Raw genomic sequence first — 13,377 nt, forward strand, 5'->3', positions numbered from 1 at the left:
CCCGGATAGCATTCCTCCAACGTTGAATTCAATTATATCAAATATTCCTTGATTTTCTTTTCTACATATTTCAAATTTAGCGGTATTTTCACAGACTCCATAGAGATAATCATGTCCTTGCCAATACCTATCCCTGCTTGCTCATATATATGCAACTTTAATAATGCATTTTTAGCATATTCGCCATCAGTTATTAGTCCTAAGTGTTCCCAATAGATTGTCTTTCTCGTTCTTACATTTAGCAAAGCAAAATCCGGATACACTGTTCTTCCGTCATTCAATATCACTTGCGTCTCATAACTATAAGGTATTTCGTACTTAGCAAATAAATCTGCGAGTATTTTTTCTGACTTCGAACGAACTTTTTCTCCGCGTAATGTCTGATACAGTCCTTCTTCCGGGAAAGGATTCATTCCGCCCCTATTCATTGAACGCCACTCACTAATATAGCTCTCATCTGTTGGTATCAAGGGCTTGACCAATGCCTTTCTTGCATCGCTCAAATTATTATATACATCCTCGATTGAGCTAATATCATAAAGTTTCAAAAATCTTTCAATCCTATATTTCATAGTCAGAAGCTTATCAAGCACTACGTTATAATAGTCCCTCTGCACTATTCTTTTTACTTTATCAATATTGCTTTCTCTTATATACTCTAACTTTCCATCATCCTTTTCCAGATAATACTGATATCCATTCTTTCGTTTGGAAATTCTCACAGGTCTATCATCTTGTATTTTTATCGCATTTGCAGCCCTCTGTGTTTCACTGATCAGATTTTCCAGCTTAGAGGCCTGTTCTTTTAATTGTATTGAATAGTCTTCTATTGCTTTTCCCTCCATTTATCCAAGTTCTGTTTCTAATTTTTCCTGTCTGACACTTCTTTACTTCCCCGCCAGCTTTATAAGTGTCTATTATGAGTCTCTTCAAGCCTGTCCAACACTCAATCAGGTAAACATTGCTTCTACAAGTGCTCAAAACTATCTTTTTTACCACATTTAATACCAAGCAAGCACTCCTATATCAATCCTCTTAATCCACGAGTGTTGCACTGTCCAAAACTGACACTCCCTGTAAATAGTAGGCATCATCTGAGTGTTATGGTCCCAAAAGGTCTACACTCCTCTGTACATTGAATCGTTATCCGAGTGTTATTGCTAAGCAACGAACACTCGTCGCTTTATTCATTGGATTTATTCGTGGTAAGACAACTATCACCACAAAAGATTGCTAAAGAAAAATTAGAAATCTAGAAAAATATAACTCAAACCATAGAAAAAATCAACAAATAACCCGCAAAGCATTTTGAACACCAGCATCACAGGCCTGCTGCATCACTCCTCTTCTAGAAATCGCTTGAAAAGCAGCGATTTCTAGAAGCGTCTGTTGTCGCCAAATACTCTACGTATCATTCGAGTTCCACTGTCCCGGGCGGCTTGGAAGTAAGATCATACATTACGCGATTAACGCCCTTGACCTCGTTAATGATGCGGCTCATAACGCGCTGGAGGACTTCGAAAGGAATCTCGGTGGCCTCGGCTGTCATGAAGTCGATGGTCTCCACTGCGCGGAGAACCACTGCGTAGTCGTAGGTACGCTCATCGCCCATAACACCTACGGAGCGCATATTGGAGAGGGCAGCGAAGTACTGGTCTGGAAGCTTCTGCATCTTGCCTTCCTTGAAGGCCTCACCAAGCTCTGTACGGTAGATGTAGTCTGCATCCTGAACGATGCGAACCTTCTCGGCGTTAACTTCGCCGATGATACGAATGCCAAGTCCGGGGCCCGGGAAGGGCTGACGGAATACAAGGTATTCGGGAAGGCCAAGCTCAAGACCTGCCTTACGAACTTCATCCTTAAAAAGTGAGCGCAGAGGCTCGATGATCTCTTTGAAATCTACATAGTCGGGAAGACCTCCTACGTTGTGATGTGACTTGATAACAACGGATTCGCCGCCAAGTCCTGACTCTACAACGTCGGGATAAATAGTTCCCTGAGCAAGGAAATCCACGGTTCCGATCTTCTTGGCCTCTTCCTCGAAGACACGGATGAACTCCTCACCGATTATCTTACGCTTGCGCTCAGGCTCTTCGACGCCCTTAAGCTTAGCGTAGTATCTCTCTGCCGCATTTACGCGGATAAAGTTAATATCGAAATTACCATGAGGACCGAATACGCCCTCAACCTCATCTCCCTCATTTTTACGAAGAAGACCATGGTCTACGAATACGCAGGTGAGCTGCTTGCCGATGGCCTTGGCAAGAAGAGCTGCAAGAACAGAGGAATCAACGCCGCCGGAAAGAGCCAGCAGAACCTTGCCATCTCCAACCTTCTCTCTGATCTCCTTAACAGTATTCTCTACGAAGGAATCCATTCTCCAGGTTCCGGCAGTCTGACAGATGCCGCGAACAAAGTTGTGAAGGATCTCCTTACCCTTAACTGTATGGAGAACCTCGGGATGGAACTGGATCGCATAGAGCTTCTTCTCCTCCCAGGCTGCGGCTGCAACAGGGCAATCCGCGGTGTGGGCAACAATCTCAAAACCCGGAGCGATCTTGCTGATATAATCAAAGTGACTCATCCAAACAATGGTGTCATCTTCGATGCCTGCAAAAAGAGTATCCTTCGCACCATCGATATAAGTCTTGGTCTTACCGTACTCACGAACGGGAGCCTTCTCAACATTACCGCCCATAAGAAGCATCATGAGCTGCGCACCGTAGCAAAGGCCAAGAACAGGGATTCCCAGTTCAAAAAGCTCTTTGGTATAGGTAGGAGCGCCCTCCTCATAACAGGAGTTAGGACCGCCTGTAAGGATGATACCCTTGGGGTTCATCGCCTTGATCTGATTGATGGGGGTGCGGTAGGAATAAATCTCGCAATAGACGTTACATTCTCTGACTCTGCGGGCAACCAGCTGATTGTACTGTCCGCCAAAGTCGATAACTATGACCTTTTCTTCTGAAGCCATGCTTTCCTCCAATGTTTTATATAAACATAATTACTGCATAACTACTACGACGGGAATCTGAAAAAGCACATTCCCAATCGGGTTGATTATACAATAGGTCCATCGATTGCACAACCAACATAACTAACAAAACCATCCTTTTCAATCAGGATGGTCTGTCATCTATGCACAATGCACTGTTATTTCTGTACATTACCACTATTCATGCCCTGGCTGCTCTCCTCAAGAGGAAGCCAGTCTATCACCTTTTTAATCTGCTGATCCCAGAAGTCCCAGTCATGGCCGCCCTTTTCTTCATCCCAGGTAAGGTCAGCACCGTTTTTGACAAAAAAGTCTCTGAGTTCAATGTTGGCAGGATACAGGTCGTCCTCAGTTCCGCAGGACATATAGAGCTTGGGAAGAGGCTTGCCGTTTCTGACAAGTTCATTAAAAGCAACAACCGGGTTCATATTGGTCCCTGCCGCCTCGTCCACATCCCCCATAACAGCATACTCAAGGCCGAGATGTCCGATATTCTTGTCAAAAAGATGTACGGCTGAGGACAGTCCAACCACAGCGCCAAAAGTATCGGGATGGTTAAGTCCGTTTACAATCGCTCCGTAGCCGCCCATGGAAAGACCTGCAATATAGGTATCTTCCCTTTTATCAGATAAGGGGAACATTTTTCTTGTTATATTAACCAGCTCTTTTCCGATGAAATCAGCATAATGCACCTTGGTCACAGGACTGTTCAGGTAAAAAGAGTTATCTCCCGAGGGCATTACCACGGCAAGATTCTTCTCTTCTGCCCATCTCTGGATCCTGGTTCCGCTGACCCAGTCTGTGTAGTTGCCAAATACTCCGTGGAGAAGATAAAGGGTCTTGAATTTACCTCCCTTAGGCATTGCATAGTCGAAGGTGGTGTAATCCAACTTGTCAGCCGGAAGAATGACATTCACCGGCACGGTGCGCATAAGATTTTTGGATAAATAGTTTACCTGAATAAGTGCCATTTTATAAGAACCTCCTTACGGAAATAATTGACCTGTAGGTGGCGGGACTGTACTTGATTCCCGTCTTCTGGGTGCTGGCATGGACAATCTGTCCGCCGCCGATGTAGATTCCCACGTGTCCGCCGTAGTAGATGACATCTCCGGGCTGAGCGTTGGCATAGGAAACCTCTTTGCCGTAGGCCCCTTGCGCCCATGATGTTCTTGGAACAGATATTCCAAAGGCCTTGTAAACTGACTGAACAAAACCGGAGCAATCCGCGCCGTTGGTAAGGCTGGTTCCGCCGGGCACATAAGGATTACCTACAAAGCGGCAGGCATATGCAGCTATGTTACCTCCTGTGGCACTTCCGGGATTGGCTGTGTTACCCGAGCCGCCGGAGCTCTTGTTTCCACCGGAGCTTCCTGATCCGCTGCCGGAATTATCCGCCACGGTTCCGCTATCGCCGTTTTCCTTCTCCGCCTCAGCCTTGGCTGCATCCTCTGCTGCCTTGGCTGCCTCCGCAGCTTTCTTGGCAGCTTCCACTTCCTTCTGCTTGGCTTCAAGCTGCTTCTGAAGGGTTGCAATGCTGGCCTGCTGGCTCTTGACCTGAGCTGTATAGACAGCTGCGTCCTGCTTGGCCTTGGCAAGCTTCACTTCATAATCCGCATACTTGGCCTTGTAATCCGCAAGGAGCTGCTCCATGTAATTCTGCTCCTCTTCAAGCTCGTACTGTGAGGCCTCAAGCTCTGCTTTTTCCTCCTCAAGCTGATTGCCGTAGGCTTCTGCTGTGTTCTTGGCTGCTATATATTCCGCCAGCTTGATCCTGTCATATTCATACAGCTCTTCCACGTACTGAGCCTTGTTCAATGCATCCGAATAACTTGTGGCGGTCAAAAGAATCTGCATGTAGGAAAGATTCCCTTTTTCATACATGAACTTAACCCTGTCCACCATTGCTGCGTAGAGCGTCTCTTCCTGGGCCTTGGCGGCCTCGTACTCCTCATTGGTCTTCTCAATAAGAACCTGCTTGCCCTCAATATCCTCCTTGATAAGCTCGATGTCCGCCATCAGTCCCACGATTTCCTGCTGGGTCTCATCAATGGCATCCTGGGTCTCCGCCTCCGCATCGGAAATGTCATCAATCTTGTCATTGGCTTCGTTAAGCTTGTTCTGACTGGCATTTTTCTCGTTCTCAGCAGCTTTTTTCTGCTTCTCAAGTTCCTTCTTTTCCTTCTCAAGCTTCTTTTGCTGCTCCTGAAGCTCCTCGCTGGTGGTGGCAAAAGAGGAAAACGGACTTGCCGCAAGCATGCTGACAGCAAGCAGAGCTGCCATAAATCTATTTCTAACTAAACTTCTTTTCTTCATATTCCCCCGATTCAAATGAATCACAAAATATATACGCACTTATGAAAATACTACTAAATACAGTATATCAAACCAATAATCATCTATCCACTTAAGATGTCCTACGCTATAAAGAAAGACCCCCTTGCAATTTCCTGCAAGGGGGATGCCTATAGCCTGTACTATTTATGAATAATTTCATGTTTTAATGATATACGAATTGCTCCATGGCTACGCCATTCTCGCAATTCTACAAAAATTCGGAAATCGCGGGGCCCCTGCCCCACTTTATTCCCCTATATCATTAAAAATCACAGTTTCTGGGTGTTCTGGGATAAGGAATTACGTCGCGGATGTTCTCAACGCCTGTTAAGTACATGATGAGACGCTCAAATCCCATACCAAAGCCGCTGTGGATGCAGCCGCCGTATCTTCTGGTGTCAAGATACCAATCGATACCCTCTTTGTCTACGCCCATTTCGTCCATACGCTCGATGAGCTTGTCCAGATTCTCTTCTCTCTGGCTGCCGCCCATAAGCTCGCCTGCCTGAGGAACAAGAAGATCAACTGCAGCAACAGTCTTGTTGTCAGGGTTAACCTTCATGTAATATGCCTTGATGTCCTTCGGCCAGTCAGTGATAAATACAGGGCCGCCAAAGTGTTCAACGATGTATTTCTCATGCTCCTTAGCAATGTCCTCGCCGTAATCAGGCTGGAACTCCCACTTAACATCAGCGTTCTTAAGGATATCTACTACATCGTGGTGGCTGATACGTGTGAAGTGAGCATTAACAATATCGTTAAGCTTGTCCTTAAGTCCCTTGGATACGAACTGGTCGCAGAAATTGATCTCTTCAGGGCACTTGTCGCATACATACTTAACAACAAACTTGAGCATATCCTCTTCGATGTCCATAAGGCCCTCAAGATCGCAGAAAGCCATCTCAGGCTCGATCATCCAGAACTCGTTGGCATGGGTCTGGGTGTTGGAGTTCTCTGTTCTGAAGGTAGGACCAAATGTATAAATATCACCGAAAGCCATGGCGAAGGTCTCACCCTGGAGCTGTCCTGAACCGGTGATGAAGGACTGCTTGCCAAAAAGGTCTTTGCTGAAATCAACCTGTCCATCCTCAGTCCTTGGAAGATCGTTCATATTGAGAGTTGTGATCTTGAACATCTGATCTGAACCCTCACAGTCAGCACCTGTGATCAGAGGAGTGTGAACATACAGATATCCTCTGTCCTGGAAATATGTATGAATCGCCATTGCAGCAACACTTCTGATACGGAATACAGCGCTGAAGAGGTTGGTACGTGGACGAAGGTGTGCCACGCTGCGAAGGTACTCTCTTGTGTGACGCTTGGGCTGGATAGGATAGTTCTCAGGACAGTCGCCAAGAAGCTCAACAGCTGTTGCCTTAACCTCAAAGGGCTGCTTGTTTTCGGGAGTAAGTACCAGATTACCTGTTACCTTAACGCTGGCACCAACTCTTATTTTGGAGATGTCTTCAAAATTATTAAGTTCCTGATCGTAAACAACCTGCAAATTCTCGAAAAATGAACCATCGTTTACGTTAAGGAATCCAAACTGTGCCTGTGCGCGGTTTGTTCGTACCCAAGCGCAGATGGTCACTTCTTTGGAAGCGTATTCAGAGGTGTTTCTGAACAGCTCTTTAATTTTTGTTCTCATCTTTTTTCTCCTTAGTTATTATTTATTCTGCCGACTCAACAACATTAGCATGTTCTGAAAGGAAGCTCATAACCTTCTCGGCCATGAGGTTCTCTCTGTAAAGCTCAAGATCAAGAGAAGCCTTGTAATCCTCAAAGGAGCTAAAGCCTGTTGAAGAAGCGCTCTCGTATTTCTCCTTAAGGAAAGAGTCAACATCAGCCTCTGTGATTTCGATGCCCTGCTCGTCAGCGATTGCCTGGAACATTACGTACTGATTGGCCATATCTGTGGCTGTATTCTTGAAGTACTCTTCCTCAGTTCCTGCAAAGCCTGAGCTCTGCATCATAAGCTTAAGTACATCTGTAGCTGTAAGCTGCTGACCGTACATGTATGAATACATGGTTGCATAGTAGTTAAGCTGCTCAACCTGCTGCTTCATATATCTGTTGACAAGCTTCTCGGGAAGCTCTGCAAATTCTGTACCACTGGTAACGGTCTCAAGAACGCCGTTCTCAACTTCCTGCTTGTAGTTATTCTCTGCCTCTTCTGTGAGGGTCTTGTTAACATGGACATTCAGCTCCTCAAGGTTGCTGACATCCTCATAGCCAAGTCCTGCTGCCCACTCATCTGTAAGATCTGTGCTCTTCTCGCTGATTGTATTGATTGTTACAGTGAAAATAACATCCTTGCCTGCAAGATTGGCTGCTCCGTAGTTCTCAGGGAATGTGAGGTTAAGGTCACGGGTCTCTCCAACCTTAGCGCCGATAAGTCCGCTCTCAAAGCCCTCGATATAAGAATTAGAGCCGATGACAAGATCAGCACCCTGTGCTGTACCGCCATCAAATGCCTCCTTAGTATCGGCATATTTGCCTACATAATCGATATTAACTGTATCTCCGTCCTGAACCGGTCTGTCAACCTGGTTAAGGATAGGATTGGAACTTGTAAGTGTATTGTTGATATAGTCTGCAACATCCTCCTCTGTTACGTTGACAGGTGCAACCTCAACGGTAACTCCGTCATACTCAGTAAGTGTTGCATAATCGGAAGCCTTGATGTCCTGAAGTGACATAGTCTCAAGACCATCAACATATGCGGTTACATCAAAACCGTCTGTCTGTGAAGCTGCGGCCTCAGTGCCTTCTGTTGAAGCACTCTCACTTGCTGCGGGAGTCTCTGTATTTACGGACTCTTCCTTAACTGTTTCCTTTCCGCATGCTGCAACAGTTGTAGCCATTACAGTAGCTGTTAATAAAACTGCTAATTTCTTTTTCATAATTTCTCCTTCATATAGGCTAGTCTACAGTTAGCCCACACATATACTTTCAAATAATCTTTCTTATACTACCACACCTTATCTTCTTATTAAAGGGGAATCTGAAAAAAATGAAAATCATCAAAGATGAATGAAATAGCGCTGCGCAATTCATTGTTTTGCTCATAATTAATACCATGTTATCACATCATCGTTATCACGTGGTAACTCAGTAGCCCAAACTATTCCCCAAGATGATTGCTGCCCCCTCTTATGTAGACCATTTGCAGCATTTCTTTTATTCTGCATCGAAAGTTTTTATGGCTTATCGATACACAGGGGGAAAAAAGCGGAAGGCGGGACGATGGCGTGCAGTAATAAAAGTTTGTCTTATAACGCTGAGGCGAATTTATGAGCGCCTCAGATTGTCAGACGTTCGACTGTCCCGAACAGCGTGAGAGGAGAGCGTCTGGCAAGATGAGGTGCCATAAATTCCCGATGGGTTATGACAAAATTTTATTACTGTGCGTCATTGTTCAGACTTCCGCTCTTTTCCCCCGTCCTATCAAATCCATAAAACTTTCGTTGCCATATATAGGAAAGAATGCTACAATGGTCTAGCATTTATCAAGATTTATTCGGAGGTTTTAGTTGTGAATACCGGACTTATAGTATTTATCGTAATTATGGTTATTTTGGCTGCCGCAATCGTAGCCCTTATATTCCTTGGCAAAAGAGCACAGAAAAAGCAGGACGAGCAGCAGGCTCAGCTCGATGCCATGAAGCAGACCGTCACCATGCTCATCATCGACAAGAAGCGCATGAAGCTCAACGAGGCAGGTCTACCTCAGGCCGTTATCGAGCAGACCCCCAAGCTTCTTCGCAGATCCAAGCTTCCCATCCTTAAGGTAAGAGTTGGTAACAGAGTTATGAGCCTTATCTGTGATGAGAAGATTTTTGACAAAGTTCCCGTTAAAAAGGAAGTTAAGGCTTCCGTAAGCGGAATCTACGTAACAGAGGTTAAGGGCCTTCACGGCAAGGCTCCTGTTCAGGAAGAAAAGAAAGGCTTCTTCAAGAACCTTATTTCCAAGGCTCAGGAAAAAGCCGGTGTCAAGATGGTAAAGTAATAACAGAATATGTAAATAATAACCGGAGGCTGATCAAACAGTCTCCGATTTTTTTATCTCAATTATTATCATAGACGAGGACATCACCTGGCCTCCCATTTCAAGGGCATACTCAGCCATAAGCTTCATTTCTTCGTCCTGCCTTGTCCTTACAAGGTCAAAGCTGCTGGTCCTTACCGTCATCTCCATTGAGCCATAGGGCGAATGGTACTCTGTATCGTACACAAGTCCCTCGCCAAAGGCAAGCTTGGACTCCATGTCACCGCCTCTTATGATCTCAATTCCCTTGCCGTCAGGGGCGATGTTCACTTTGTTATTGATCTTAATACTTCCGTTTCCTGTGTCCTGCTCTTCCACATATTCCAGAATGCAGCCTCCGTCCTCGGTATCTTCAATATAGCCTGACGAATTGGTGATGATCTTCTCCGTGGGCTCGCCGTCTCTTGCGTGTATGCCGGTAACCCGGACTGTCACTTGTTTTTTCATAATAGCACTACTCCCTTTTGCGATCAGTTATCGGGATTGATGGGTCCCGACAGATACACCTCTTTGGTTATCTGACTTGCCAGCACTTTATCCACTGCCTCTTTTGCCCTGTTCTCATCTTCGAATATTGCAAAAACAGTGGGACCGCTTCCTGTCATAAATGCTCTGATAGCCCCCGCCTCTTCAAGAAGACTCTCCAGCTGTCCTATTTCGGAGTATCTTGATGCCGTCACAGGCTCCAGCACATTGCCTATCAGTTCACACATTTTGCGGATATCTCCTGTTTCAATGGCCCCTCTGATACCATCAATGTCCGGATGGTTCTCAATCTCCTTGCTGTCCAATTCCTTGTAGACCCAACCGGTGGACACATCGATTGGCGGCTTGGCAATAACTATAGGACACTTAGGAAGATCTTTAATGATCGTCAGTTCCTCGCCGATTCCCTCTGCCAGGGCAGTTCCGCCCATAATACAATAGGGGATGTCAGCTCCCAGCTTGACAGCCCTCTCACAGAGCTGCTCTTTAGTAAGTCCCAGTCCCCAGAGCTCATTTAATGCGGTATAGGCTGCTGCCCCGTCCGTACTTCCGCCCGCCATGCCGGCTGCCACGGGGATGCGCTTGGTGAGCCTGATGTCAGCGCCCTTTTTTACCCCAAACTCTTCCCGGAGCTGCCTTGCCACCTTACAGATAAGATTGCTGCCATCGGAAGGCACCTTGTCAGACTCGGTAAAAAGATTGATCTCACCGCTGTCATTATCTTCAAAGACAAGGGTGTCATAAAGGTCCACATTCTGCATTATCATTCGAACTATATGATAGCCGTCGGCTCTCCTTCCGGTCACATCAAGGCCCAGATTGATCTTGCCATAGGCTTTCTTTTCAATTGTCATATGTTTCCACCGTCCCGTTGTTATTACTGAAATCGATTAAGGGCAGATATTGTCTGCCTTTTACATTTTTGCACCCCAAAGATTCAAACTCAAGAAAAAAAGTCCAAAAAAATTAAAAAAATTTTTGTCGAAAGGCTAAAGTTTTTTAAAAATATGCCGAAAAGGAGATTAGGTAAACCATGGTTTTCGTTTCAAGCGCGGTATTTAGTTAACCTGTCGCGGAAAAGGAGTTCAGTATGGGCGTAAACGGAGTTACCGAGGTTACTAACAACATCGCAACCACCTATGCTTCCACCGTTAATCCTCAGGTTGAAGAAAAGAAGAAGGATCAGGAAGTACAGGCGAAACCGGAAGCTGCAGCCGTTTATGAGAAATCAGAGGAGAGCGCGCAAACTCCTAAGATTTCCCAGAAGGAAGCGGACAGAACCAAGATCATTAAGCAGATGCAGGCCGATGTGGCACAGCGCCAACAACAGCTGCTTGACATCGTCCAGAAGATGATGGGCAAACAGGCTAAATCTTACGGCATCGCAAATTCTGACAATGATGAAGATTCCATGTGGAAGTTCCTTGCAAAGGGAGACTTCACAGTAGACGCAGCTACCAAAGCACAGGCACAGGCTGACATAGCCGAGGACGGCTACTGGGGCGTCAAACAGACCTCAGAACGTATCCTTGACTTCGCCAAGACGCTGGCCGGAGATGATCCTGAGAAGCTGGAAAAAATGAGGTCTGCCTTCGAGAAGGGCTACGCACAGGCTGAAAAGACCTGGGGCGGCGAGCTGCCGGAAATCTCGAAACAAACCTATGAAGCAGTAATGAAGGGCTTCGACGATCTCACCGGAAAAACAGAGACTTAAAGTTGCTAGTAACGTATTGGACCGGGTACCCACAGTACCCGGCCCAATTTTTTTATGCCCTGTTATAAGGCTTTATTCCACTATACCTCTGAGCTCATTAATATCCTCAACGCCGTATCTGATCATATACTCCTCAATTCCCTTAACTACCTTCTCAGTTGTATAAGGATCATGGAAGTTCATTGCTCCCACTGCAACTGCGGTTGCACCTGCCATAATAAACTCAATGGCATCCTCGGCGTTAGCAATTCCGCCCATTCCGATTATGGGAATATTAACAGCGTGAGCCGCCTCATATACCATGCGGACCGCTACCGGCTTGATTGCAGGACCTGACAGGCCTCCTGTCTTATTGGCCAGCGCAAATTTCCTCTTGTGAATGTCAATCTTCATACCTGTGATGGTATTGATAAGAGAAATCGCATCCGCTCCCGCAGCCTCTGCAGCCTTGGCCATCTCGGAGATACTGGTGACATTGGGGCTTAGCTTCATGATAATGGGCTGCCTTGCCACCTCTTTTATTCTGGAAGTTATGTCAAAAAGGGCTGCACTCTTTTGTCCGAAGGCGATGGCTCCCTCCTTGACATTGGGGCAGGATACGTTGATCTCCAGCATATCAACTCTCTCCTCGTCCGCAAGCCTCTCTACAACCTCTAAGTAATCCTCCACGGACTTACCGCAGACATTAACAATGACCTTAGTATCATATTTTTCCAAAAACTTAAGGTCCCTGTCTGCAAAAACTTCAACGCCCGGGTTCTGAAGTCCGATGGCATTGAGCATTCCGCCGTACACTTCCGCAACTCTTGGAACCGGATTGCCGGGCCAGGGCACATTGGCAACGCCCTTGGTGACTACCGCTCCCAGTTTATTAAGATCTACAAAATCCGCATATTCCATGCCTGATCCGAAGGTTCCGGAGGCTGTCATTACCGGGTTTTTGAATTTAACTCCTGCTATCTCAACCTGTGTATTCATCTTAGCCTCCCTTACATATCCAGATCTTCTGCGTCAAACACCGGTCCGTCGGTGCAGATGCGGGCGTTGTTAACGTGTGAATGATGATCTTCCCTGGTTGTCTTGCAGATACAGCCAAGGCAGGCTCCGACGCCGCAGGCCATACGCTCTTCCAGTGACAGATATGCCTTGATTCCCTTAGCCTGTGCGTACTCCTTGATGGCCCTGAGCATAGGCATGGGGCCGCAGGCAAATATAACATCCGCTTCCACATTCTGTTCTCTCATGGCATCAATGACATTTCCCTTGGTGCCAACGCTGCCATCCTCCGTTGCGATGTGTATCTGTGAATAAAGTGAGAATTCTTCCGAAAGAAATGTATCCGAATTTCTGTAGCCCATAACGGCACTTACAAGCACAGGCTTAACCGGCGTATCCGCCTCGGACAGTCTCTTGGCCGTCTCAAGAAGCGGCGGAACTCCGATACCTCCGCCCATTACAACAACTTTTTTGCCTGCTGCAGCCACAAGAGGAAAGCCGTTTCCAAGAACGCCAAGGATCGTCATATAATCCCCCGGCTGATACAGCGCAAATTCTGCAGTGCCGCTACCCACAACTCTGTATACGAGGCGAATAGCGCTACGCTCCTTGTCCACTTCGCAGATACTGATGGGTCTTGGAAGGAGTGTTGCCTTATTGGTGGGATATACCCCCACAAACTGCCCCGGACAAGCATCCTTCGCTATTTCCGTCTCAAGCCACAGATCATAGATTCCCTCAGCAAGAAGGCCCTGGCTCAAGACCTTTGCTTCTTTTTTCATCTTAACTGACATCTGAATT

The 13,377-nt window shown here is 46.3% G+C and carries 12 protein-coding genes; 2 read left to right on the forward strand and 10 right to left on the reverse strand.

What is annotated here, in order from left to right; genetic code table 11:
* Positions 1-32 precede the first annotated feature (32 nt).
* From NXH67_RS07830 to tig, 6 genes are all read right to left on the reverse strand, one after another.
* Positions 33-845 carry a hypothetical protein gene (locus tag NXH67_RS07830; protein WP_272797011.1) on the reverse strand — a complete coding sequence of 271 codons (813 nt, stop codon included), beginning with the start codon at positions 843-845 and terminating at the stop codon, positions 33-35.
* Between the two features lie 566 nt (positions 846-1,411).
* A complete protein-coding gene (guaA, locus tag NXH67_RS07835; protein WP_272797012.1) occupies positions 1,412-2,974 on the reverse strand; it encodes a glutamine-hydrolyzing GMP synthase in 1,563 nt (520 codons plus the stop codon).
* Between the two features lie 179 nt (positions 2,975-3,153).
* A complete protein-coding gene (locus NXH67_RS07840; RefSeq protein ID WP_022779946.1) occupies positions 3,154-3,966 on the reverse strand; it encodes an alpha/beta hydrolase in 813 nt (270 codons plus the stop codon).
* Between the two features lies 1 nt (position 3,967).
* The gene (locus NXH67_RS07845) at positions 3,968-5,311 is read right to left on the reverse strand and encodes a C40 family peptidase (RefSeq protein WP_272797013.1); all 1,344 of its coding nucleotides are present in this window, start codon (positions 5,309-5,311) and stop codon (positions 3,968-3,970) included.
* A gap of 283 nt (positions 5,312-5,594) precedes the next feature.
* Entirely contained in the window at positions 5,595-6,980 is a 1,386-nt protein-coding gene (gene asnS, locus NXH67_RS07850) for an asparagine--tRNA ligase (protein WP_272797014.1), read from the reverse strand.
* A 22-nt stretch (positions 6,981-7,002) separates the two neighbouring features.
* On the reverse strand, positions 7,003-8,235 hold the full coding sequence (gene tig, locus NXH67_RS07855; RefSeq protein WP_272797015.1) for a trigger factor: 1,233 nt from the start codon (positions 8,233-8,235) through the stop codon (positions 7,003-7,005).
* Positions 8,236-8,867: 632 nt separating this feature from the next.
* On the opposite strand from tig, the gene NXH67_RS07860 reads away from it, so the two are divergent.
* Entirely contained in the window at positions 8,868-9,341 is a 474-nt protein-coding gene (locus tag NXH67_RS07860) for a type II secretion system protein (RefSeq protein ID WP_272797016.1), read from the forward strand.
* Between the two features lie 33 nt (positions 9,342-9,374).
* On the opposite strand, the gene NXH67_RS07865 is transcribed toward NXH67_RS07860, so the two are convergent.
* Positions 9,375-9,827, reverse strand: coding sequence for a DUF1934 domain-containing protein (locus NXH67_RS07865; protein ID WP_022779741.1), 453 nt, complete (start codon positions 9,825-9,827; stop codon positions 9,375-9,377).
* Positions 9,828-9,850: 23 nt separating this feature from the next.
* On the reverse strand, positions 9,851-10,720 hold the full coding sequence (ispE, locus tag NXH67_RS07870; RefSeq protein ID WP_272797017.1) for a 4-(cytidine 5'-diphospho)-2-C-methyl-D-erythritol kinase: 870 nt from the start codon (positions 10,718-10,720) through the stop codon (positions 9,851-9,853).
* A gap of 236 nt (positions 10,721-10,956) precedes the next feature.
* Between ispE and NXH67_RS07875 the strand changes: the two genes are divergently transcribed.
* The gene (locus NXH67_RS07875; protein ID WP_022779743.1) at positions 10,957-11,580 is read left to right on the forward strand and encodes a hypothetical protein; all 624 of its coding nucleotides are present in this window, start codon (positions 10,957-10,959) and stop codon (positions 11,578-11,580) included.
* Positions 11,581-11,652: 72 nt separating this feature from the next.
* On the opposite strand, the gene NXH67_RS07880 is transcribed toward NXH67_RS07875, so the two are convergent.
* Together NXH67_RS07880 and NXH67_RS07885 are read right to left on the reverse strand one after the other, a co-directional pair.
* A complete protein-coding gene (locus NXH67_RS07880) occupies positions 11,653-12,558 on the reverse strand; it encodes a dihydroorotate dehydrogenase (protein ID WP_022779744.1) in 906 nt (301 codons plus the stop codon).
* An 11-nt stretch (positions 12,559-12,569) separates the two neighbouring features.
* Positions 12,570-13,370, reverse strand: a complete 801-nt coding sequence (locus NXH67_RS07885; RefSeq protein ID WP_272797018.1) for a dihydroorotate dehydrogenase electron transfer subunit — start codon at positions 13,368-13,370, stop codon at positions 12,570-12,572.
* Positions 13,371-13,377 lie beyond the last annotated feature (7 nt).

The organism is Butyrivibrio sp. DSM 10294 (genome assembly GCF_028539135.1).
Classification (GTDB): Bacteria; Bacillota; Clostridia; order Lachnospirales; family Lachnospiraceae; genus Butyrivibrio.

Bases quoted from the DNA above. Each gene is read 5' to 3' on its own strand.
- NXH67_RS07830 (WP_272797011.1), bottom strand. From the start codon at position 845: ATGGAGGGAAAAGCAATAGAAGACTATTCAATACAATTAAAAGAACAG.
- guaA (WP_272797012.1), bottom strand. From the start codon at position 2,974: ATGGCTTCAGAAGAAAAGGTCATAGTTATCGACTTTGGCGGACAGTAC.
- NXH67_RS07840 (WP_022779946.1), bottom strand. From the start codon at position 3,966: ATGGCACTTATTCAGGTAAACTATTTATCCAAAAATCTTATGCGCACC.
- NXH67_RS07845 (WP_272797013.1), bottom strand. From the start codon at position 5,311: ATGAAGAAAAGAAGTTTAGTTAGAAATAGATTTATGGCAGCTCTGCTT.
- asnS (WP_272797014.1), bottom strand. From the start codon at position 6,980: ATGAGAACAAAAATTAAAGAGCTGTTCAGAAACACCTCTGAATACGCT.
- tig (WP_272797015.1), bottom strand. From the start codon at position 8,235: ATGAAAAAGAAATTAGCAGTTTTATTAACAGCTACTGTAATGGCTACA.
- NXH67_RS07865 (WP_022779741.1), bottom strand. From the start codon at position 9,827: ATGAAAAAACAAGTGACAGTCCGGGTTACCGGCATACACGCAAGAGAC.
- ispE (WP_272797017.1), bottom strand. From the start codon at position 10,720: ATGACAATTGAAAAGAAAGCCTATGGCAAGATCAATCTGGGCCTTGAT.
- NXH67_RS07875 (WP_022779743.1), top strand. From the start codon at position 10,957: ATGGGCGTAAACGGAGTTACCGAGGTTACTAACAACATCGCAACCACC.
- NXH67_RS07880 (WP_022779744.1), bottom strand. From the start codon at position 12,558: ATGAATACACAGGTTGAGATAGCAGGAGTTAAATTCAAAAACCCGGTA.
- NXH67_RS07885 (WP_272797018.1), bottom strand. From the start codon at position 13,370: ATGTCAGTTAAGATGAAAAAAGAAGCAAAGGTCTTGAGCCAGGGCCTT.